The sequence below is a fragment of the Tenacibaculum sp. MEBiC06402 genome, from assembly GCF_049239625.1.
Taxonomy (GTDB): domain Bacteria; phylum Bacteroidota; class Bacteroidia; order Flavobacteriales; family Flavobacteriaceae; genus Polaribacter.
In genome coordinates this window covers 15641-37364 of record NZ_JBMKKT010000084.1, presented here as the reverse complement: position 1 = coordinate 37364, position 21724 = coordinate 15641, and the positions used below count along the sequence as shown (strand labels likewise).

Sequence of the window (21724 nt, the reverse complement as noted above, 5' to 3'; positions counted from 1 at the left end):
AAGGAAAAAGAAACTGCATAAAATAACACTTCAATGCTTAAATCTTGTAGATAAATTATAATCCCTGAAATAAAAATTCCTAATAAGACTTTGATTAAAAAACTAAGAGAATCAAATTTTAGTTTATTGTCTCTATTTTGGACAAAATAGTAATCGAACCCAAAACATATTATGTTTGCATAGATTGAGGAGTAAGTAAAAATTGCTAAAATGTTTGAAATTGCCTTTTCGTCATTATTTTTTGAAACAAAAAATATAAAAGCAAATACTAAAACAGTTCTCAGTAAAACTGCTAGTCCTTGGTAAATTAAATTAATCATCTAATTCTGTTCTAACATATTGCTCTCTGAGCTTATTCAAAACTTTCTTATTCTTTCTTCTATCTCTCAATTCGAAACTCCAAGGATAATTAGTATGTTTTTCAACCAAATCACTGCAATAATCACTAAATGTTTTAACCTTTCTTAAAGGATTTCCAACATAAACACCTGACTCTTTAATTGATTTTGAAACAATCGAACCTGCTCCTATAACGACATTATCAGCTATAACAACATTCGGTAATATAATTGAATCAGCGCCTATAAAAACGTTGTTGCCAATTTTCACATATCCTACATAGTCAAACATAAGCGAGTCGTCATTCAAATAGTTTTGTATCATTAGCACGGATACATCATGTGTGATAAAACTAACCCTGGTAGCCAACCACACATTATCTCCAAACGAAATATGTTTGGGTTCAGTTCCAAATAAATGAGTCGAAAAAAAACAGTTTTCTCCTTGAGAATGAAAATATTTTTTCTTTTTCAAAAATTTTGCTCTGGCATATCCGTTTCGATTTAATATTAATAATAAAATTATAATAATGCGTTTCATAAATTTTGAAAAAAGTTTATGATATTTTTTTTATAAATATCTTTAGTGAAGTTTAACCTATAATATTCTTGTAATTTCTGTTTTTCTAAGTTACTTAATTCATTAATTAAAAAATTCAATTTATCAGCAAACTCATTTTCATCAAAACTAGACAACATGAAAGGAAACTCTTTTAAAATTTCTTTACTACCACCTAAATTCACTGCTAATATAGGAAGTCCCATTGACAAAGATTCAATTATCACCGTTGGTAATGGATCTTTTAAATTAGAGCAACTAACAGAAATATCCGCATTTTCATTAATAAAGTGTAAATGATTAGAAATATCTAAATGAAAATAGACAATATTTTCTAAATTATATTGCTTAATCTTTTGTTTAATTAATTCAAAAACCTTCTTACTCTCTGCATCTTGAATATTGGCAACTAAATGCAACTCTATTTTATCATTTATTTTACTGATTGAATTCAGGACATCTATAAAAAACAAATGTCCTTTCCAAACCCTAAATTGAGCCCAAAAGAATATTTTTATATTGTCTTTTTGTTTTTTTACTGTATCAGGATATTTGTAATCAAAACCATTATAAATCTTAATGTGCTTATCTAAATGTTTTTTCAAATTAAAAGTATGATTTCTTCTCAAACTATCACTTACACATATAACTTTGTATAAAAAGGGCACACATAGTAAGTCATAAAACATTCTCTCAGCGTTTGTCCTAAAAAAAGAGTGAGAGTAAAATATTATTTTTGATTTCGGAAGAAATATTTTTAAAATTAAAAGATATTTTAATGCTGTTTTATTGTTTAATACAACTATATCTGCTTTTTCTTTAGATATTTTCCAAGCTAAATTAAAAACTCCGTCATAATTTAGCACATTTTTTGTCATTTTTTTTTCTGACATAAATGAATTTTTAGGAAAAAAACAAACGGATTTGAAGCTCTCATGCAAGATTTCGTTCAAAGCCAGCAAAACTTTTTCGGCTCCTCCATTCATCCCATGGACATCCACTAAGACAACTTTTTTATTTTTTACTCCCATACTATAAATCTACTTAATCAATTCTTCTTTTTCTTTAACAGCTTCTTTATATATTTCTTTTATTTTATCCGTGTTATTCCTTTCTAGCACTACGATTACACCTTCAGAATCAACAACAATTATTTCAGATTTACTCGTAAAAAGTTGTTTATCATCTGAAAAAATATAGCTTTTAGTCTTATTTTTAGTTAGACCATTAACAATATTCCCTTGTTCAAAATAGTCTATTATTGAATCGTAAGTACCTAAATCTGTCCAATAAAACTTTGACAATAATACTTTTATTTTATCGCTTTTCTCTAATACTGCATAGTCAATACTATCGGAAGGAATATCTAACATTAACTCTCTATCAACTTCCCCTTTAGTATTTATAGATCCATAAGCAAGTTTGGAAGAATTATAAATTGGTTTATTATACTTCTTTAGCTCATTTAAAAAAACAGATGCTTTAAAACAGAACATTCCACTATTCCAGCTAAAATTACCTAGGTCTAAAAATTGTTTTGCTGTTTCATAATCTGGTTTCTCTCTAAAGTTTACTACTTTTTCTCCATCATGCTCTATATATCCAAAACCCGTATTAGGAGTAAGAGGCTTAATACCAAATGTAACTAAGAAGTCGTCATCTGCTAACTCAATTGCTCTTTTAACTGAATTTTTGTAGATTTTTTGGTCTCCTATCATATGATCAGACGGAGTGACTAACATAATATCATCATCATGAAGGCTAAAAGCGGCCAAGGCAATAGCGGGAGCAGTATTCCTACCTACTGGTTCTATTATTCTTTTACTTATATATTTATCAACGCTTTTGGACTGTTCCTCTGCTAAATTTATTTGAGATGAATTTGTAATTACAAAAAAATCATCAACTATCTCTTTATTTCTGTTTATTGTATGTTGAAAAAGCGATAAACCGCCAAACATCTTCAAAAACTGTTTTGGCCTGCTTTCTCTAGACAATGGCCAAAGTCTAGTTCCAGAGCCACCGCTCAAAATAACGTTAAAAATTTTTCTTTCCATTCTATTCTATATACACTTCAAGTAATTCTAACCCATTAATTCCACGAATCAAAATATTTTCAGCTTCAGCAGGAATTAATAATGTTTCTCCTTTCTTGATATTTTCAGTATTATTTTCAATTTTCATTTGCCCCTCTCCTTCTACACACATATAAACCACAAAAGAATCAATATTCATCAAATCTCTTTCTAACTCTTCGGTTATTTTCAATTTGTTAGTTGTAAAATACTGACAACTAAAAACCTGATTAACAGCACCTACCTCTTCTTCAAAGACCAATTTACATGATCCAACTTTCTCAAAATCAATCGCATCTAGAGCTAAATCTGTATGTAATTCTCTACATACCCCATTAGTATCTAATCTATCCCAATCATATATTCTGTAAGTTACATCGGAAGTTTGTTGAATCTCCGCTAAAACAATCCCTTCTCCTATTGCATGGATTGTACCAACTTCAATGAAAAAAGCATCTCCTTTTTGAACCTCATCAACATGAATTAGATTCAACAACTCACCCTCATTAAAGGCCTCTAAATACTCCTCTTTAGTTAATTGCTTTGTTAATCCAGCATATAATTTTGCTCTTTCATCAGCCTCTAAGACGTACCACATTTCAGTTTTCCCAAATGAATTGTGCCTTTTTGCTGCTAATTCATTATTCGGGTGTAATTGAATCGATAGATTTTGTCTTGCATCAATAAACTTAAAAAGTAAAGGAAACTCATCTTTAAATACCTTGTATACTGAATTACCAACAAATTGACCTTTATAAGTCTCTAGCAACTCATTTAATGAAGCACCTTTATATTTACCGTTGCTTACTTCTGATATGCTTCCTGCTACCCCGGACAACTCCCAACTTTCTCCAATTTTGGTACTATTTGATTCCTTGTTTAGTTTTTCAACAAGAACGTCTCCCCCCCAAATTTTCTCCTTTAAAATAGCTTTAAATTTTAAAGGGTATAATTCCATACTATTTTCCAATTCTAATGTAATCAAATCCTTTATCTTTTAAATTATATGCTATATATTGATTCCTTCCATCAAAAATTAAAGGTTGTTTAAGCTGAATTTTAATCTCTTCAAAATCCGGAGATCTAAATTCCTTCCATTCGGTCAAAAGAATCAGGGCATCTGCTTTATTTAATATATCATATTTTGAAGAACCATATTCAATTCCCTCTACATTCTTAAAGTAAAATTTTCTAGATTCATCCATAGCTTTAGGATCATAAACTCTTACTTTAGCGCCTCTTCTGATAAGTTCTCTTATGGTATAAAGAGATGGAGCCTCCCTCATATCATCCGTTCCTGGTTTAAAAGCCAACCCCCAAATAGCCAAAGTTCTATTAGTAAGATCCTCTCCAAATTTTCTTAAAATCTTTTTTACTATCGCTAACTTTTGACGATTATTCACATCTTCTACAGATTTAATCAACTGAGCATTATAACCATAATCTGAAGCTATTTTATCAAGTGCTCTTAAATCTTTAGGAAAGCATGAACCTCCATAACCAGCACCTGGATAAATAAAACTATAACCTATTCTTGAATCTGACCCAATACCTATTCTAACATTATTAACATCTGCCCCTACCCTTTCACAAATATTTGCCATTTCATTCATAAAAGAAATTTTAGTAGCCAACATTGCATTTGCAGCGTATTTAGTCATTTCTGCTGAGCGAACATCCATTGTTATAAAACGATCGTGTGTTCTAAAAAAAGGACTATAAAGCTCTTTCATCTTCTCAAATGCTATTTTAGAATCTGCACCAATCACTACTCTATCGGGCTTCATAAAATCATTAATAGCATCCCCTTCTTTTAAAAACTCGGGGTTAGAAACGACATAAAACTCTAAATCAGAACCTCTACTATCTAATTCTTTTTGAATAGTAGCTTTTACCTTGTCCGCAGTACCAACTGGTACGGTAGACTTATCAACCACTATTAATCTACGATTCATTTTTTGACCAATCTCTTTTGCTACGGCCAGTACATATTGTAAATCAGCAGAACCATCCTCTCCCATTGGTGTACCTACAGCAATAAAAACAATTTCAGCATCATCAATCGCTTCTTCAAGTTTTGTAGCAAAAAATAAGTTCTTTTTTTCTACATTTTTAAACACCATTCTTTCCAGACCAGGCTCATAAATGGGAACAATCCCTTCATGAAGATTATCTATTTTAACTTGATCTACGTCTACACACGTAACTTTGTTTCCCATTTCTGAAAAGCAAGCTCCTGAAACTAAACCCACATAACCTGTACCAACGACAGCTATATTCATAAGTTATTTATCCTTTCTTTTAAGACTTTCTTTTTGATGAACTTCTTTTCTTAAACCACTACTAGAAAACCTATGTTCTCTTTTATTGAAGTATAGCTTAATTCCTTTTTTTTCGCAATAATCTCTTCCGGTGAATTGTTTATTCGCATACTCGTCACCAATTATTCGAACATCAATATGAAAAGATCTCAACACGTCCTCTAAATCCTGTTCTGTCGCATAAGGAACAATTTCATCTACATATTTACATCCTTTTAGTTGGATATATCTTTCAACAACAGACTGAACTGGGCGATTTTTTTCTGGTCGATCAAGAGTTGGATCAGTTTGTAAACCACAAATTAAGTAATCACACTGTCTTTTGGCTTCCTCCAACATTTTAATATGCCCTGCGTGAAGTAAATCAAATGCACTAAACGTTATACCTACTTTCATATTCTATTTCTTTCAATGGACAAATATATTAAGTTATTCTATAAACTAAAGTTTTTTTGCGTTTTATTAATGTTTTGTTTACACTAATGTTTTAAATTTAGTTCTAGTATTTTTTTCGCAATCGTATTCGAAGAAAAACCATTTCCATACAACGAATCATCCCATATAACGCATTGTTTTTGAATTTCATTATTCAAACCAGTCAAATCTTCAAAAAGCAATACGTTATTATCGTCTTTCAATGTTTCAATCCACTCCGTTTCTGTTCGAACTGTGACACACTTTTTTCTTAGCCAGTATGCCTCCTTTTGCATTCCTCCGCTATCAGTTATCAATCCTTTTGAATTATATAAATACGAAAGATTATCAATGTATGATTGAGGTTCAATAAACTTAATATTGTCGAAGTTTTTCAAGTCTATTTCAAACACCTTCGCCGTATTTCTTGTTCTAGGGTGAAGAGCCATTATTACGGGTTCATTTAATTTGTTTAACACTTCCAAAACATAGCTCAACCTTTCCGTACTATCAGTATTATAAGGTCTATGTATCGTAGCGTAATAATAAGACTCTTCGGAAGTAATATCTTTTAATAGGTTATTATTTTTCACATAAAAAACCAAATCCTTCATGATATCTCCTACTTCAAAAACATTCTCTACAACTCCTTCTTTCTTCAAATTTATCGTAGCTGTTTTTGACGGTGTAAAAAGACAACTTGAAACGTGATCTGTAAGAACCCTATTTATTTCTTCAGGCATTTTTTTATTAAAACTTCTCAAACCAGCTTCGATATGAAAAACAGGAACATGAATTTTTGAAGCAACTAAAGCACCTGCAAGTGTAGAATTTGTATCTCCGTAAACAACAACACCATTTGGTTTTTCTTTTAAAAGAATCTTTTCGATTTCGATCATCATTTTCGCCGTTTGTTCTCCGTGAGAGCCACTTCCTACATTAAGCATAAAATCCGGTTTTCTCATCCCTAATTGCTCAAAAAAAACAGCACTCATATTTTCATCGTAATGCTGACCCGTATGGATGGTTTTTAAGAGGTATTTTCCTTCACTCGCTTTCTCAAAAGGAAAATGCTTAATAAATTGAGGCCTGGCTCCAATAATCGCTATAATTTTCATACAGTATTTATCTATTAAAAGGGTGCGCCTCCAAATCTTTCGCCGCAAAAGGATGGTAGTCTCCAATCAAACCCTTTGGCTTTGCATTCCTAATTTCATGAACAATTTCAATTGCTTGTCTAGCATCTTCTAATCCATATCCATTCCCGTCAAGAATACCTTGATATACTTTTGTATGTAAATCTGTAAAACCTCCAGAAAACTCTAACTCCTCTCCTTCAATCTTAATTGACCTGTATGTTCTTTGTCCTTTACTTTTAATTTCTTCCGGTAAAGCATTGTAATTTATTGATAAAAACCAACGAACTCTAGCTCTCTTAAACTCCAGAAATCCAGCTGCTCTATCATGAGTATGCACATGAACTGTGTTATACTGTATATCTCCAAAAATCCATGATAACATATCATAAAAATGAACTCCAATATTTGTTGCTATTCCACCAGATTTAGATTGATCTCCTTTCCAAGAAGTATAATACCAATTGCCTCTAGAAGTTAAATATGTTAAGTCTATATCAAAAATTTTATCTTCAGGAGAGTTATCTACTTTTTCTTTTAACTTTAAAATACTAGGATGCATCCTTAACTGAAGAATATTCCAAATTCTTTTTCCAGATTCCTTCTCCATCTTTTGCAACGCATCAATATTCCATGGATTTAAAACTAAAGGTTTCTCACAAATTGCGTCAGCACCTCTTCTTAAAGCCATTCTAATATGAGAGTCATGTAAGTAATTCGGAGTACAAATACTCATATAATCTAATATTTGCCCTTTATCGTACTTTAACTTTTCTAGATACCTATCGAAACGTTCTATTTCTACAAAAAAATCAGCATTAGGAAAATAGCTATCCATTACCCCAACACTATCAAACTTATCCAAAGCAGCAATAAGTTCGTTATTAGTGTCTTTTATTGCTTTTAAATGCCTAGGCGCAATGTAGCCAGCTAAACCAATGAGTGCAAATTTCTTCATCTATAAACTTTTATCTTTAACGCTATTGTCTAGAATATTTTTCACATCATACACAATGGCTTTCTCTTTTTTCAAAACTCCAAAATCTAAGTTCTTAAACTCATTATGTGCAACAGCTAATACAATTGCATCGAACTTTTCATCAGTTAGCTCACACTCAGAAATCAGATTGTATTCTCTTTTAACCTCTTCAGGATTTGCCCATGGATCATATAAAGTCACATTTGTTCCATAATCTTCCAAAGCTTTAATAACATCAACCACTTTAGTGTTTCTAACATCCGGGCAATTTTCCTTAAAAGTTATTCCAAGCACCAAGATGTTAGCATCTTTTATTCTAACATCATTTTTTATCATTAATTTAACCACATCAGAAGCGACATAATCTCCCATACTATCGTTCAATCTTCTTCCTGCCAAAATAATTTCAGGGTGATACCCAAATTCTTGAGCCTTTTGTGCTAAATAATATGGATCAACACCAATACAGTGCCCACCTACCAATCCAGGTTTAAATGGTAAAAAATTCCATTTTGTACCTGCTGCTTCTAAAACATCATAGGTGTTAATATCCATCAAATTGAATATTTTAGCTAACTCATTCACAAAAGCAATATTTATATCTCTTTGTGAATTCTCTATGACTTTGGCTGCTTCGGCAACTTTAATTGTCGGAGCCAGATGCGTTCCTGCTGTAATTACTGAACTGTATAAGTCATCTACTTTTTTGCCAATTTCCGCAGTTGAACCCGATGTTACTTTTAGGATTTTCTCAACCGTATGTTCTTTATCTCCCGGATTAATCCTTTCTGGTGAATAACCTGCAAAAAAGTCTACATTAAACTTCAACCCAGAAACCTTTTCAAGAACCGGAATACAATCCTCTTCAGTAGCTCCAGGATAAACTGTTGACTCATATATAACAATATCATCTTTCTTTAAAACACTACCTACTGTTTCACTAGCTTTTATAAGAGGTGTCAAAATTGGACGATTATTTTTATCTACTGGTGTAGGTACAGTAATAATGTAATAATTACAACCTGATAAAGCATTTATGTCAGTTGAACAGAAAAGTCCTTTATTGGAATTATCAATTTGTAAAACCGATTTTAACAAATCATTGTCAACCTCTAAAGTTGAGTCAACTCCATTCATTAATTCATCAACTCGAGCTTGATCTATATCGAACCCAATAACTGAATACTTTGTAGCAAATAGTCTGGCAAGTGGCAATCCCACATAACCTAAACCTACAACACCTATTTTAATTTTGCTCATAAAAAAATCTTACAAATTTTCCCAGTACCATTTTACCGCCTCTTTCAATCCTTGTTCTAATGAAAATTTAGGTTTGTAATTTAATAATTCTTTAGCCTTTTCAATACTTGCTAACGAATGCGGAATATCACCCTGCCTATTCGGACCATGTTTAACCTCAATACTTTGAATAGAACTATCAAATTCTGGTAAATATTTTTTAAGATACTCAACTAGATCATTCAACGTATTTCTTTCCCCATAAGCCACATTATAAACAGTATTAATAGCATCTGAACCATCAACAACTAGAGAAAGTAAATTAGCTTGTATAACATTATCGATATAAGTAAAATCTCTAGAATAAGTACCATCCCCATTGATTACCGGAGATTCACCTCTCATAAATTGACCTACGAACTTAGGAATAACAGCCGCATAAGCTCCATTTGGATCTTGCTTTCTTCCAAAAACATTAAAATAACGCAAACCAATTGTTTCCAGACCATAAGTTTTCGAAAATACATCAGCATACAATTCATTGACATATTTCGTAATTGCATAAGGAGATAAAGGCTTCCCTATCTTATCTTCAACTTTAGGAAGTGCTTCAGAATCACCATAAGTAGAGGAGCTAGCCGCATATACAAAACGCTTCACTCCTTCATCTCTAGCAGCAATTAACATATTTAAAAAACCACTAACATTAACATCATTAGAGGTAATGGGATCTTTTATTGACCTTGGCACAGAACCTAGAGCTGCTTGGTGTAAGACATAGTCTACACCTTTTACTGCTTTTCTACAATCTTCTAAATTTCTAATGTCACCTTCGATTAATTCAAATAAGGAATTACCTAAAAATATTTCTACATTTTCTCTTTTACCAGTAGCAAAGTTATCTAAACAAACTACTTTATTCCCTTTATTTAAAAGTTCTTCACAAAGATTAGAACCAATAAAACCAGCACCTCCGGTAACTAAAATTTTTTTATTCGAAAGTTCAATATTCATAATATTACTCTAACTATTCCAATAAACAAACCTACGAAAACTATAGGAAACAATATAGTGAAGTGAAATAAAAAAAGCCTTCAGAAAATCTGAAGGCCTCTGTGGGCGCGAAGGGATTCGAACCCCTGACCCCTTGGGTGTAAACCAAGTGCTCTGAACCAACTGAGCTACGCGCCCGAATAGCATTTAAGGTTGTGGGCGCGAAGGGATTCGAACCCCTGACCCCTTGGGTGTAAACCAAGTGCTCTGAACCAACTGAGCTACGCGCCCTTATTTGCTATTGCGGAGGCAAATATAAGACAGTTTTGAATTCTGACAATATTTTTTTGTGATTTTTTATTTATAAAATTTCTGCGACGGTAAAAGTACTACCTCCTACAAAGATTAAGTCATTTTCTGAAGAACCTTTAAGAGCCTGATCATAAGCATCTAATAAAGATTCATAAACATCACCCATCAGCTTATATTCCTTCGAAGTTTTTTTTAAAATTTCCGCCGAAAGTCCTCTAGGAATATTAGGTTTTGAAAAATAATACGTAGCTTCTTTAGGAAATAACGGTAAGATTTCATTCAAGTCTTTATCTGAAACTACCCCCATCACGATATGTAAGTTCTTATATTTTTCTTTTTTTAATTGTTGTAAAACATACGTTAAGCCTTCTTTATTGTGAGCTGTATCACAAATCACCTTAGGAACTTCGTTTAACACTTCCCACCTACCTCTTAAACCTGTATTTATCTTAACATTTAATAAGCCAGCAATAATATCGTCATCACTCACAACAAAATTTCGCAGATTACGAATAGCACAAACTGCTGTTTTAGCATTGTGTTTTTGATAACTCCCCAATAAATCGGTTTTATATTCTTCTTTAATAAATTTAGAAGCAAAATAAATTCGAGAATTACATTCTTGCGCTTTTGTTTTAAAAACCTCTTCAATCTCTTCTTGTTTCTCTCCAATAATTACGGGAATATTTGGTTTTATAATACCTGCTTTTTCTCCTGCTATTTTCTCCATAGTATCACCCAATATCTGAACATGATCCATGCCGATGTTGGTTATTACCGATATCTCTGGGGTAATGACATTGGTTGAATCTAGTCGACCTCCTAAACCGACCTCAACGACCGCAATATCAACTTGTTCTTTAGCAAAATAATCGAAAGCCATTCCAACCGTCATTTCAAAAAATGACAATCTATTTTCTTCAAAAAAAACTTTATGATTTGTGATAAAATCTAGAACAGCGTCCTCAGAAATTTCTTTTCCATTAATACGAATTCTTTCAGTAAAGCTTTTTAAATGTGGAGAAGTATATAAACCTACTTTGTAACCTGCTTCTTGCAAAATTGATGCAATCATATGACTAGTAGAACCTTTACCATTTGTTCCACCCACGTGTATTGATTTAAACTTTTTTTCGGGATTTTTTAAATAGTTAGAAAGTTTAATTGTGTTTGATAAATCTTTCTTATATGCAGTTTTACCTTGATTTTGATACATCGGTAACTGCTGAAACATCCAATTTACAGTTTCTTGGTATGTCATAAATTATTTAGATAGCGTAAATTTATAAATAATGGTTCCTTTCTGTGTTTCAGGAGCTTTCCCATCTGCATTCCATTTAGTTTTTAACGCTGCTTTTTTTGCTGCATCTAATAAGCACTTTGCTGAATTGGTTGTTCCTTTTGCTCCCGGATTTGCCTCTATTACATTTCCATTTTGATCAACTTTTATAGTAACATAAACTGTCCCCTCCTCTTGACAATCTGGTTTTTCAACAGGCTTTGATAAAGCAGTCCTACCTGATAAATTATAATTACCTCCAGAACCTCCTCCAGTATTTCCATAGTATTTATTACTATCTGGATCTCCGTTTTTATCTCCTTTCACACCTTGTTGTTTATCGTCACCTTCTCCTTTTGCCTTGTCTCCGTCAGGAGAATTTCCTTTTAATAAACTATTCAAAGCATCTGTTGCTGCTTTTGAAGGTTTCGGCTTCGGTTTTGGTTTTACTTCTTCTTTCTTTTCTTCAACCTCCTCAACTTTCTCATCTTCCTTTTTCTCAACTACAGGAACATCTTTAGACGAATCATCGGTAATAAATTCTTCTGTTACTTCTTCTTTAGGCGTTTCTTGAGATTCTTCTTCAACCTCCTCCAGCTCCTCTTTTACCTCTTCTTGTTTAGGCTGAGTAGTTTTCACCTTTTCAACTGGTGGGCCGCTTCCAACATTAGAATCACCAAAATTAATTGCAACTCCATACTCGATTGGCGGATCCATATATTTCATACCAAAACCATACATAATAAATAGTAGCATCAATAATATCGCTGCTGTTATCATTGCTGATTTTCTTTTATGTTTGGTATCAAATAATTGCATATAACTACTTTCCTTTTACTGCTAATATCATTTTTAATTTATTTCTATTAGCGATATCAATAACTCTCATCACATTTTTATAAGGAACATTTTGATCTCCTCTTATAACTACCGTTTTCTCCTTATTCTCCCCTACTTTTAAAAGCAATTCTTGTTCCAAATTAGTGGACGTTACTTTAGACTTATCTATATAAAAATCAGAGCTCTCTGTGATTGTGACGGCAACAGATGTTTTATTTTCTGTTTTACCGCCAGCTTTAGGTAGTAAAACATCTATCGCGCTTACTGTAACCAAAGTAGAAGTTAACATGAAGAATATTAATAACAGAAATACAATATCTGTCATTGACGACATGTTAAAATTTGGATCTACTTTATTTCTACCTCTTAAATTCATTATACAGGTTCATTTAATAAATCTAAAAACTCTACAGACTTTGCTTCCATTTGATAGACAACTTTATCTGTTCTTACCACCAAATGATTATACGCAATATAAGCAACGATACCTACTATTAAACCAGCAACTGTTGTTGTCATTGCTGTATATAATCCATCCGAAAGCATTTTAATATCTATTTGCCCTCCCGAATTTGCAATTTCATGAATCGCAACAATCATACCGATTACCGTTCCTAAAAACCCAATCATTGGTGCAGCACCCGCAATTGTAGCAACAACAGAAACATTTTTTTCTAATTTATAAATCTCAAGCTTACCCGCATTTTCAATTGCTGTATTAATATCTTCTAAAGGTTTTCCTATTCTTGAAATTCCTTTTCCGATTAAACGAGAAGTTGGACTATCTGTATTTTGACATAAAGCTTTCGCTGCATCTAACTGACCATTTACTACAAAATCACGAATTTGATTCATAAAATCTTTATCAACTTGAGCTGCAGCTTTAATAGCAAAAAAACGTTCAAAATAAATATACAGAGCCACTCCTAAGAGCACAAATAATAAAGCAATGATTATTTGCCCTCCGACACCTCCATCTTTTATTAATTGAAATATCGACAATGTTTTCTCTTGTGTTTCCTCGTCTAAAATTTCTTTAGCAACTTCCTGAATGAATAAAAGCATAAAACAGATTTAATGTTTTTCGTTAAACGTTTTCTTTTGATTAAAAGTATAAAAAATAAATCCTGAATTCTAAAAATTCAGGATTTTAATATTTCTTTATAATTATGATGCTTACAACATGATTTTCACCATTAAATATCCTAAGCCTCCTAAAACAATTGTATATGGCAAAGCCATTTTAACCATTTTACCATACGATAAATTAATTAACGGAGCCAAAGATGATGTTAACAAGAATAAAAATGCAGCTTGACCATTAGGTGTTGCAACACTTGGTAAATTTGTACCTGTGTTAATAGCAACAGCTAATTTCTCAAAATGTTCTCTAGTAATAACACCGTTTTTGAAGGCACTTTCTACTTCTCCAACGTATACAGTTGCAACAAATACATTATCACTAATTGCCGATAAAAATCCGTTTGCGATATAGAACAAACCTGGCTGTGATGCAGGATCTTGTTTTAAAGCCCAATCTATAATTGGTTTGAACAAATGCTGATCGTGTATCATTGCTACAATAACGAAAAAGACAACTAATAAACCTGTAAATGGTAATGCCTCCTCAAAAGCGTGTCCTAATTTATGTTCATCGATAATACCCATAAACGCTGTTTGCACAATAATCAATGCTAAACCAATAAATCCAACTGGTGCAATGTGTAAAGCTAAGCCTAAAATTAACAATACTGCAGAAACACCCTGAACAACAAGCCCATACTTTTCTTTATCTGTACGTTTTTTATCTTCCTCGATAGTATAACTCTCTATAATTTCAGCAGCTACTTCTGGTAATTTTGCACCAAAACCAAACCAACCTGTTGTTTCTAAAACAACTGTGGTCAATAATCCCGCAGCTAAAACAGGAATTGTAATTGGTGCCATCATTATGAAAAACTCAATAAAGTCCCATCCTAAACGTTCTCCAATTAATAAATTCTGTGGTTCTCCTACTAACGTACAAACTCCACCAAGAGCTGTACCTACAACTCCGTGCATTATTAAACTTCTTAGGAAACTTCTAAATTGTTCTAATGTTTCTCCACTTAATTCTTTTCTATCTAAAATACCATCATCATCGTAATCAGCTACTGCGCTTGAGTGAATCTTATGATAAACACCATAAAATCCTACAGCTACACTAATTAATACTGCAGTTACTGTAAGTGCATCTAAAAAAGCTGATAAAATTGCAGCCAAGAACACAAAAAGTAAGGAAAGAATTAATTTTGATTTTATTTTTGTAAACACTTTACTAAAAATATACATCAGTAAAGGCTTCATAAAGTAGATACCTGCTACCATGAATACTAAAAGTAATACTACCTCTAGGTTTTGATCTACCTCGTGATAAGCATTTTTTGGAGTCGTTAGTCCTAAAGCCAATGCTTCAATTGCTAACAAACCACCTGATTGTAATGGATAACATTTCAATGCCATAGCCAAAGTGAAAATAAACTCACCAATAAACAACCAAGCCGTTATTGTTTTTCCTAATATAAAAAAGGAAAACACATTAAAAATTAAGAAACCTATCATGGTCATTTTAAACCATTTGGGGCTATTTCCTAAAAAATGTTTCAACATAATTTGTTTTTATTTTAAATTAATTCTTTAAGCGCTATTTCAAACGCTGTTTCGCTTATGCGTGTTTTTGAAGAATTCTTTGCAAAAGCGATTTCTAAAGCCTTTCGAATAGTATTAGAAGTATCATGGAAAATAGCTTCGTCATTCATTGAAACTCTTTTCTCCATGAAATAAGCAAATACTCTTGCCATTCCACAATTCGAAATAAAATCTGGAATTAAACTTACTTTTTTATCAGTTTCTTCCATAATCGGACCGAAGAAAATCTCCTTATCAGCAAAAGGAACATTTGCCCCACAAGAAACCACTTCTAATCCTGTATTTATCATTTGATTGATTTGTTTTTCAGTAATTAAACGAGAAGCAGCGCAAGGAGCAAAAATTTCACAAGGTAAATTCCACACCCTCTCATTCATCTCCTCAAAAGGAATCATGTGCTCAGAAACCAATGTGTTTCCGTCTTTATTTAAAAACATCTCCTTAATTTCCTCGAAAGAAAATCCTTCTTCATTTATAACCCCTCCTACTCTATCAATAATACCAACTACTTTAGCTCCCATTTGAGCTAAATAATACGCCGCAGCAGAACCTACATTTCCAAAACCTTGAACAACAGCTCTCTTACCAACAACACTTCCTCCGTAAATATTATAGTAATGTTTTACCGCTTCAGCAACACCATAACCAGTAATCATATCTGCTACTGTATATTTTTTCTGAACCGATGGTGAATAATGTTCATTTTCTAACACTTTAATTACACCATGACGCAATTGGCCGATTCTATTAATTTTATCAGCTTCCGTTGGTTTAAAATGCCCATTAAAAACTCCTTCCTGTGGATGCCAAACACCACAATCCTCGGTAATCGGAATAACTTCGTGGATTTCATCTACATTCAAATCTCCTCCTGTACCATAATAGTTCTTTAATAAAGGAGATACTGCTTGATACCATCTTCTTAAAACCCCTTCTTTTCTAGGATCATGTGGATCAAAGTTGATTCCTGATTTTGCTCCACCAATTGCAGGACCTGAAACAGTAAACTTCACTTCCATCGTTTTGGCAAGTGACATTACTTCATATTTGTCCAATCCTTTACGCATTCTTGTTCCTCCTCCAGCAGCTCCTCCTCTAAGAGAATTGATTACTGTCCATCCTTCTGCCTCGGTTTCAGAGTCTTTCCAATTAAAAACTATTTCTGGTTGCTTTTCTTCGTATTTTTTTAATAATTCTTTCATGATTTAAAATAAGTTAAGGTTTGTTTAAAAGTTTGGTTGTGTGTTTTGTTTATTTTAAAATCATGTAAGCTAAAGTTGTGTCATTTTGTTTATTTTTTTATTATAATTCTAACCCTACAAACTTAATTAGAAAAACTAGTTTTTCCTTTAATTCGGACTAAAAATTTTACCTGATGAGTGATCTTTTATTGCTCCAGTAACAGAACTTAGACAATTTACCTTGTTATTATTCCTTAATAAACCTAGCAATGCAAAAATTAAAGCCTCTTTAAACTCGATTATTTTTGCATCTGCTTTCGCTATTTTAGTATTAGAATAATTTTCAATTTCTTCGATTAAATAGGTATTATAAGCTCCTCCTCCCGTAACTAAAACCTTATCTGACTTATCAAAAATCTTACCAATTTGTTCCGCCGAGTGCACTATAAATGTTCTTAAAATTGATGGTATGTCTGTTTCTAAACTGTCAATTATCGGAAAGACAACTTGTTGCACCCATTCTAAACCTAGTGATTTAGGCGGATTTTTTTTATAGAATGGTAAAGAGTTCAACTCAATTAATAAATCTGTATTAATTTTTCCAGAAGATGCTAACACACCACCTTCATCGTACTCCAACCCGATTTTATTGGTATAGTGATTCAAAACAATATTCACAGGACAAATATCAAAGGCAATTCTTTCGTTACCTTTATCAAACGAAATATTGGCAAAACCTCCAAGATTTAAACAGTAATCATATTCCGAAAACAATAATTTATCACCAATTGGTACTAACGGAGCTCCTTGGCCTTTTAATTGAACATCTTGCGTTCGAAAATCGCAAATCACCTTTTGCTGAGTTACGTTTGCTAAAGTTTGTCCGTCTCCAATTTGCAATGTTATTCCTTTATCTGGCTGATGAAAAACGGTGTGCCCATGAGAAGCAATAAAATCAATAATGTCAATGTCTTTCTCATTTATAAACTCATTAGTTAAATCCCCAAGAAGTTTACCATATTCAATATTTATAGCATCTAGTTTCTCTTTGGAATTATGAATTGCGGTTTGCAGTGTTTCTTTCCAATATTTTGAATAGGACTTAGTTTCTCCATGAATAATTGTAAAATCTTGGAAATTTTCTTGATGGAATTTGACATAAACCAAATCTAATCCGTCTAGCGAAGTTCCGGACATTAATCCGATTACATATTTATACTCATTCTGCATAAAGTAAAAATATAAAAGCTTTTGAAAAAATAATATTAAAGGAGTATCTTTGGGAACATTTTTTAAGAATAATTTATAACTACAACGATTTAGAATGGATTTTAATCTTACAGAAGAGCATTTAATGATACGTGATGCTGCTCGAGACTTTGCACAAAATGAATTATTACCAGGTGTTATTGAAAGAGATGAAAAACAAGAATTCCCGAACGAATTAGTTCGTAAAATGGGAGAGCTTGGATTTATGGGTGTTATGGTAGATCCAAAGTACGGAGGAAGCGGAATGGATACTATTTCTTACGTATTAATTATGGAAGAGCTTTCTAAAATAGATGCTTCTGCTTCTGTAATGGTATCTGTAAACAACTCTTTAGTATGTTACGGTTTAGAAGCATACGGAACAGAAGAGCAAAAACAAAAATATTTAACGAAGTTGGCAACTGGTGAGTCTATCGGAGCTTTTTGTTTAAGCGAGCCAGAAGCTGGGTCGGATGCAACTTCTCAAGCAACAACTGCAGAAGATAAAGGAGATTACTACTTATTAAACGGAACTAAAAACTGGATTACAAATGGTGGACGTTCTGATGTATATTTAGTAATTGCTCAAACAGATAGAGCTAAAGGACACAGAGGTATTAATGCTTTCATCGTTGAAAAAGGAATGGAAGGATTCCACATCGGACCTAAAGAAGATAAATTAGGAATTCGTGGTTCTGATACACACACGTTACAATTTAACGATGTAAAAGTTCCTAAAGAGAATAGAATTGGTGAAGATGGGTTCGGATTTAAATTCGCAATGAAAACTTTATCTGGTGGACGAATTGGTATTGCTGCTCAAGCATTAGGTATTGCTTCAGGAGCTTATGAATTAGCATTAAAATATTCTAAAGAGCGTAAAGCTTTTGGAACTGAAATTTGCAATCACCAAGCAATCGCATTTAAATTAGCAGATATGTACACTGATATTACAGCTGCTCGTCATTTAGTAATGCAAGCTGCTTGTGATAAAGACTCTGGTAATAACTATGATCGTTCTGGAGCTATGGCAAAATTATATGCTTCTAAAATAGCGATGGAACACACTGTTGAAGCTGTACAGATTCACGGTGGAAATGGTTTCGTAAAAGAATACCATGTTGAGCGTTTAATGCGTGATGCAAAAATTACTCAGATTTACGAAGGAACTTCTGAAATTCAAAAAATTGTAATTTCTAGAAGTTTAATTAAAGAATAGTTTTAAACTACCTATATTTTTAAAAGCTCATCAATAATGATGGGCTTTTTTTATACTACTTTATTACTATCTTGTGAAGACAACCAATCTACCTTTCTAGAATTTTTAATTATGTTGTAAAATGTAATTTCCATAGAAAGTTATAAATAAATCATTTATCCATTTTGAAAAAAGAAACCGAATTTGAACGCAAGCTATCAGAAGAACTTAAACAAAAGAGAAAAGAAGCTCCATTAACGAATGAAGAATGGTGGACATTTTTTATACTGCCTTTTTTTACAACAGCACCTTCATGGAGAAATGATGATGCAACAGAGTCCGAAATGGATAGATTTAAAAAATACGGATTTGAAAAAAAGATCAAGCAAGCTGAAAAAACAAGAATTCTTGGAATCATATTTTGGCTATTATTTTTTTTAGTAGGCATGGCAATAATAAAATCAATTTGACTATTTAATAACCAAAAAACTAACCACCTCTTATACCTAAGCTAAATGAAAACACTAATAACGATTCTTATACTATCATTTCTACTAACTTCATGTTTTAATACAAGTGAAAAAGAGATTTCGACTGTTTCAAAAAATCAAAAAGAGTTACTAACTCATAGAGGTTTAATCGAACAACAATTTGAAGACTTTAATTTAAAGAGTGAGGCACAATGGGATAGTTTGAACAAAATTACTCATCAGAAAGTTTTGTATAAAAAAGGACAGATTCATCCCGATATTAAAACTTTCGGTTGGCATCTTTATTCAAATGGGTCTTCATGGAAAAATTACAACTTTTCTATTCTCTGGGGAATTTCCTATTTTTCTTATTCCATAGAACCACAAACTGGAAGTTATAAAAACATTCATCAATGGAAAACTACAGCCTTAATTGACAGTGCCAAAGCTAATAATTGTAAAGTATTTCTTTCTGTTTCAAATTTCGGAAACAAAAACAATACTACTTTTTTAGAAAATCCAAAAGCTCAAAAAACATTAATTGATAGCCTTTCAAATCTACTTGCATTAAGAAATGTAAATGGAATTAATATCGATTTTGAAGGTGTTACTAAAAAAAACAAAAAAGACTTCACAAACTTTATTTTAGAAGTCTCTAAGAGATTAAAAAAAATAAACCCAAAATACATGATATCCATTTGCCTTTATGCAGAAGACTGGCATCATGTTTTTGATATTAAAAGTATCGATGCATCTATAGATTTCTATACGTTAATGGGATATGATTATTATGGTAGTTTTAGTAAAACTACAGGCCCAGTTTCACCTCTTCAAAAAAGTAAACTCTTTGGAAATGGTATTGAATACTCCGTTGATTATTATAACAAGCAAGGTGTATCTCTACAAAAACTAATTGTAGGATTACCTTATTATGGAGCCGAATGGTATACCAACAAGCCAGAAATCGGAACTGCTGTAACCAAATTCAAATCTCATCCGAAATATAATTCTATTAAAAAATATTATATCGACTCCTTAAAAATTACTCCAAAATTTGACACTAATAGCTCTTCGAGTTATCTTATTTTAAATGATAATAACCAAGGATATCGACAACTATTTTTTGAGGACAAAAAATCTTTAACTATTAAATATGATTGGATTAAAAAGAAAAAAATAGGTGGTGTTGGAATTTGGGCTTTGGGTTACGACAATGGTAATCCGGAACTCTGGAATTTATTAACTGAAAAATTTTCCATTCAAGAAAAAACTACTGATTTATCCAAAAACTAATCGCACTGAAAAGCATCAAAAATTGCAATTTTAAACAAAATCATTAAGTAACTTATTGATTATCTTTATATACAACTAAATACCTCTACCTATAGATAAATCAAAAGATAATCATCCCTTATGAAATGACTTTTATTATCAATCATTATTCTAAGTTCATTATCATCTTGTTCAAATGCGATTAGAGAACAAGAATCAGATTCATTAAATTTAATTCAAAACACTTCGCCTTTTAACCTAAGTGCTTCCTCAAGTTTCTATAGAAATATAAGCTATGGAAATCATGAGAGAAATCTAATAGATTTTTTCTCTCCTAATTCTCTAGCTCCTACTCCTCTGGTGATTTTTATTCATGGAGGCGGATTTACAGGAGGAGATAAATCTATTCATTACAACGAAATTGGGTTTCAAAATTTTGTTAATCATTTATTACATCAAAAAATTTCAGTAGCATCCATAAATTATCGTTTCATTGGAGCAAAAGACAGAAAAGGGGTTTTAAATTCTCTAAATGATAGTAAAAGAGCACTTCAATTCATCCGCTATTATTCAGGTTCCTTTAATATTGATAAGAACAAAATTTTATTAATGGGCAGTTCTGCAGGCGCTGGTACTAGTTTGTGGATTGGATTAAGCGATGATTTAGCTAAAAACACATCGAGCGATCCAATTTTAAAAGAATCGACACGAGTTAACGGAATTGTTGCTTTATCAACACAATCTAGTTATAATGTTATCAATTGGCACAACTCTACATTTAAGGAATACGAAAACCTTGGAATGAATTTTGATGCAATTAAGAATCTGGTTACAGAAAAAACAATACTAGATTTTTATGGTATAATAAAGCTAGAAGATTTGGATAATTTGGATATTAAGGACAACATCAACAGTTTGGACATGTTAAGTTTACTATCAAATGACGATCCTGAAATATATGTAGAAAATACTGATGTGGAATATAAATATCCTGAAAATGGAGATGATATTTTGCATCACCCTTTACATGCAAAGGCTTTATTAGACAATGCTGAAATTAATAATGTTACTTGTAAAGCTTACATACCTAAAATGGAAATTGATAATCGGAATGGAGAGGATATGATAACTTTTATTATAAGAATATTAAAAGAGTAAATACCAAATAAATAGGTTATAAAG

21 protein-coding genes and 2 tRNA genes are annotated in these 21724 nt (G+C 32.1%); 4 read left to right on the top strand and 19 right to left on the bottom strand.

Features of this window, described 5'->3' with window-relative positions:
* Positions 1–312: 312 nt before the first annotated feature.
* From ACOSP6_RS03080 to ACOSP6_RS02990, 19 genes are all read right to left on the bottom strand, one after another.
* Positions 313–879 carry an acyltransferase gene (locus tag ACOSP6_RS03080; RefSeq protein WP_422092921.1) on the bottom strand — a complete coding sequence of 189 codons (567 nt, stop codon included), beginning with the start codon at positions 877–879 and terminating at the stop codon, positions 313–315.
* A complete protein-coding gene (locus ACOSP6_RS03075) occupies positions 876–1928 on the bottom strand; it encodes a glycosyltransferase family 4 protein (RefSeq protein ID WP_422092920.1) in 1053 nt (350 codons plus the stop codon). The genes ACOSP6_RS03080 and ACOSP6_RS03075 overlap by 4 nt, the downstream gene beginning before the upstream one ends.
* Before the next feature lie 9 nt (positions 1929–1937).
* Entirely contained in the window at positions 1938–2954 is a 1017-nt protein-coding gene (locus tag ACOSP6_RS03070) for a mannose-1-phosphate guanylyltransferase (RefSeq protein WP_422092919.1), read from the bottom strand.
* 1 nt (position 2955) lies between these two features.
* Entirely contained in the window at positions 2956–3930 is a 975-nt protein-coding gene (locus ACOSP6_RS03065) for a type I phosphomannose isomerase catalytic subunit (RefSeq protein ID WP_422093050.1), read from the bottom strand.
* Between the two features lies 1 nt (position 3931).
* The gene (locus ACOSP6_RS03060) at positions 3932–5254 is read right to left on the bottom strand and encodes a UDP-glucose dehydrogenase family protein (RefSeq protein WP_422092918.1); all 1323 of its coding nucleotides are present in this window, start codon (positions 5252–5254) and stop codon (positions 3932–3934) included.
* A gap of 3 nt (positions 5255–5257) precedes the next feature.
* Positions 5258–5689: an adenylyltransferase/cytidyltransferase family protein gene (locus ACOSP6_RS03055; protein WP_422092917.1), complete on the bottom strand. Its 432-nt coding sequence runs from the start codon at positions 5687–5689 to the stop codon at positions 5258–5260.
* A gap of 83 nt (positions 5690–5772) precedes the next feature.
* A complete protein-coding gene (wecB, locus tag ACOSP6_RS03050; protein WP_422092916.1) occupies positions 5773–6825 on the bottom strand; it encodes a non-hydrolyzing UDP-N-acetylglucosamine 2-epimerase in 1053 nt (350 codons plus the stop codon).
* Positions 6826–6832: 7 nt separating this feature from the next.
* The gene (locus ACOSP6_RS03045) at positions 6833–7801 is read right to left on the bottom strand and encodes a Gfo/Idh/MocA family protein (protein WP_422092915.1); all 969 of its coding nucleotides are present in this window, start codon (positions 7799–7801) and stop codon (positions 6833–6835) included.
* A complete protein-coding gene (locus tag ACOSP6_RS03040) occupies positions 7802–9082 on the bottom strand; it encodes a nucleotide sugar dehydrogenase (RefSeq protein WP_422092914.1) in 1281 nt (426 codons plus the stop codon). It lies immediately after the preceding gene.
* 9 nt (positions 9083–9091) lie between these two features.
* Complete coding sequence (locus ACOSP6_RS03035) at positions 9092–10075, bottom strand: SDR family oxidoreductase (RefSeq protein ID WP_422092913.1); 984 nt, start codon at positions 10073–10075, stop codon at positions 9092–9094.
* A 102-nt stretch (positions 10076–10177) separates the two neighbouring features.
* Positions 10178–10252: transfer RNA gene (locus ACOSP6_RS03030), tRNA-Val, on the bottom strand.
* Between the two features lie 18 nt (positions 10253–10270).
* Positions 10271–10345, bottom strand: a tRNA-Val gene (locus ACOSP6_RS03025).
* Between the two features lie 70 nt (positions 10346–10415).
* Positions 10416–11627, bottom strand: coding sequence for a bifunctional folylpolyglutamate synthase/dihydrofolate synthase (locus ACOSP6_RS03020; RefSeq protein ID WP_422092912.1), 1212 nt, complete (start codon positions 11625–11627; stop codon positions 10416–10418).
* 3 nt (positions 11628–11630) lie between these two features.
* Positions 11631–12464 (bottom strand): energy transducer TonB, encoded by an 834-nt coding sequence (locus tag ACOSP6_RS03015; protein ID WP_422092911.1) that lies wholly within the window; start codon positions 12462–12464, stop codon positions 11631–11633.
* A 4-nt stretch (positions 12465–12468) separates the two neighbouring features.
* Positions 12469–12861, bottom strand: coding sequence for an ExbD/TolR family protein (locus ACOSP6_RS03010; protein WP_422092910.1), 393 nt, complete (start codon positions 12859–12861; stop codon positions 12469–12471).
* Positions 12861–13550 carry a MotA/TolQ/ExbB proton channel family protein gene (locus ACOSP6_RS03005; RefSeq protein WP_422092909.1) on the bottom strand — a complete coding sequence of 230 codons (690 nt, stop codon included), beginning with the start codon at positions 13548–13550 and terminating at the stop codon, positions 12861–12863. Before ACOSP6_RS03005 ends, ACOSP6_RS03010 begins: the two co-directional genes overlap by 1 nt.
* A gap of 111 nt (positions 13551–13661) precedes the next feature.
* The gene (gene nhaB / locus ACOSP6_RS03000) at positions 13662–15134 is read right to left on the bottom strand and encodes a sodium/proton antiporter NhaB (RefSeq protein WP_422092908.1); all 1473 of its coding nucleotides are present in this window, start codon (positions 15132–15134) and stop codon (positions 13662–13664) included.
* Between the two features lie 14 nt (positions 15135–15148).
* The gene (locus ACOSP6_RS02995; RefSeq protein WP_422092907.1) at positions 15149–16375 is read right to left on the bottom strand and encodes a Glu/Leu/Phe/Val dehydrogenase dimerization domain-containing protein; all 1227 of its coding nucleotides are present in this window, start codon (positions 16373–16375) and stop codon (positions 15149–15151) included.
* A gap of 147 nt (positions 16376–16522) precedes the next feature.
* On the bottom strand, positions 16523–17584 hold the full coding sequence (locus tag ACOSP6_RS02990; RefSeq protein WP_422092906.1) for an anhydro-N-acetylmuramic acid kinase: 1062 nt from the start codon (positions 17582–17584) through the stop codon (positions 16523–16525).
* A 94-nt stretch (positions 17585–17678) separates the two neighbouring features.
* On the opposite strand from ACOSP6_RS02990, the gene ACOSP6_RS02985 reads away from it, so the two are divergent.
* The 4 genes from ACOSP6_RS02985 to ACOSP6_RS02970 all read left to right on the top strand — a co-directional run bounded on the left by ACOSP6_RS02985 (position 17679) and on the right by ACOSP6_RS02970 (position 21700).
* Positions 17679–18821 carry an acyl-CoA dehydrogenase gene (locus ACOSP6_RS02985; protein ID WP_422092905.1) on the top strand — a complete coding sequence of 381 codons (1143 nt, stop codon included), beginning with the start codon at positions 17679–17681 and terminating at the stop codon, positions 18819–18821.
* 164 nt (positions 18822–18985) lie between these two features.
* A complete protein-coding gene (locus ACOSP6_RS02980) occupies positions 18986–19270 on the top strand; it encodes a hypothetical protein (protein ID WP_422092904.1) in 285 nt (94 codons plus the stop codon).
* Positions 19271–19315: 45 nt separating this feature from the next.
* Complete coding sequence (locus ACOSP6_RS02975; RefSeq protein ID WP_422092903.1) at positions 19316–20563, top strand: glycosyl hydrolase family 18 protein; 1248 nt, start codon at positions 19316–19318, stop codon at positions 20561–20563.
* 141 nt (positions 20564–20704) lie between these two features.
* On the top strand, positions 20705–21700 hold the full coding sequence (locus ACOSP6_RS02970; RefSeq protein ID WP_422093049.1) for a carboxylesterase family protein: 996 nt from the start codon (positions 20705–20707) through the stop codon (positions 21698–21700).
* Positions 21701–21724: the final 24 nt, after the last annotated feature.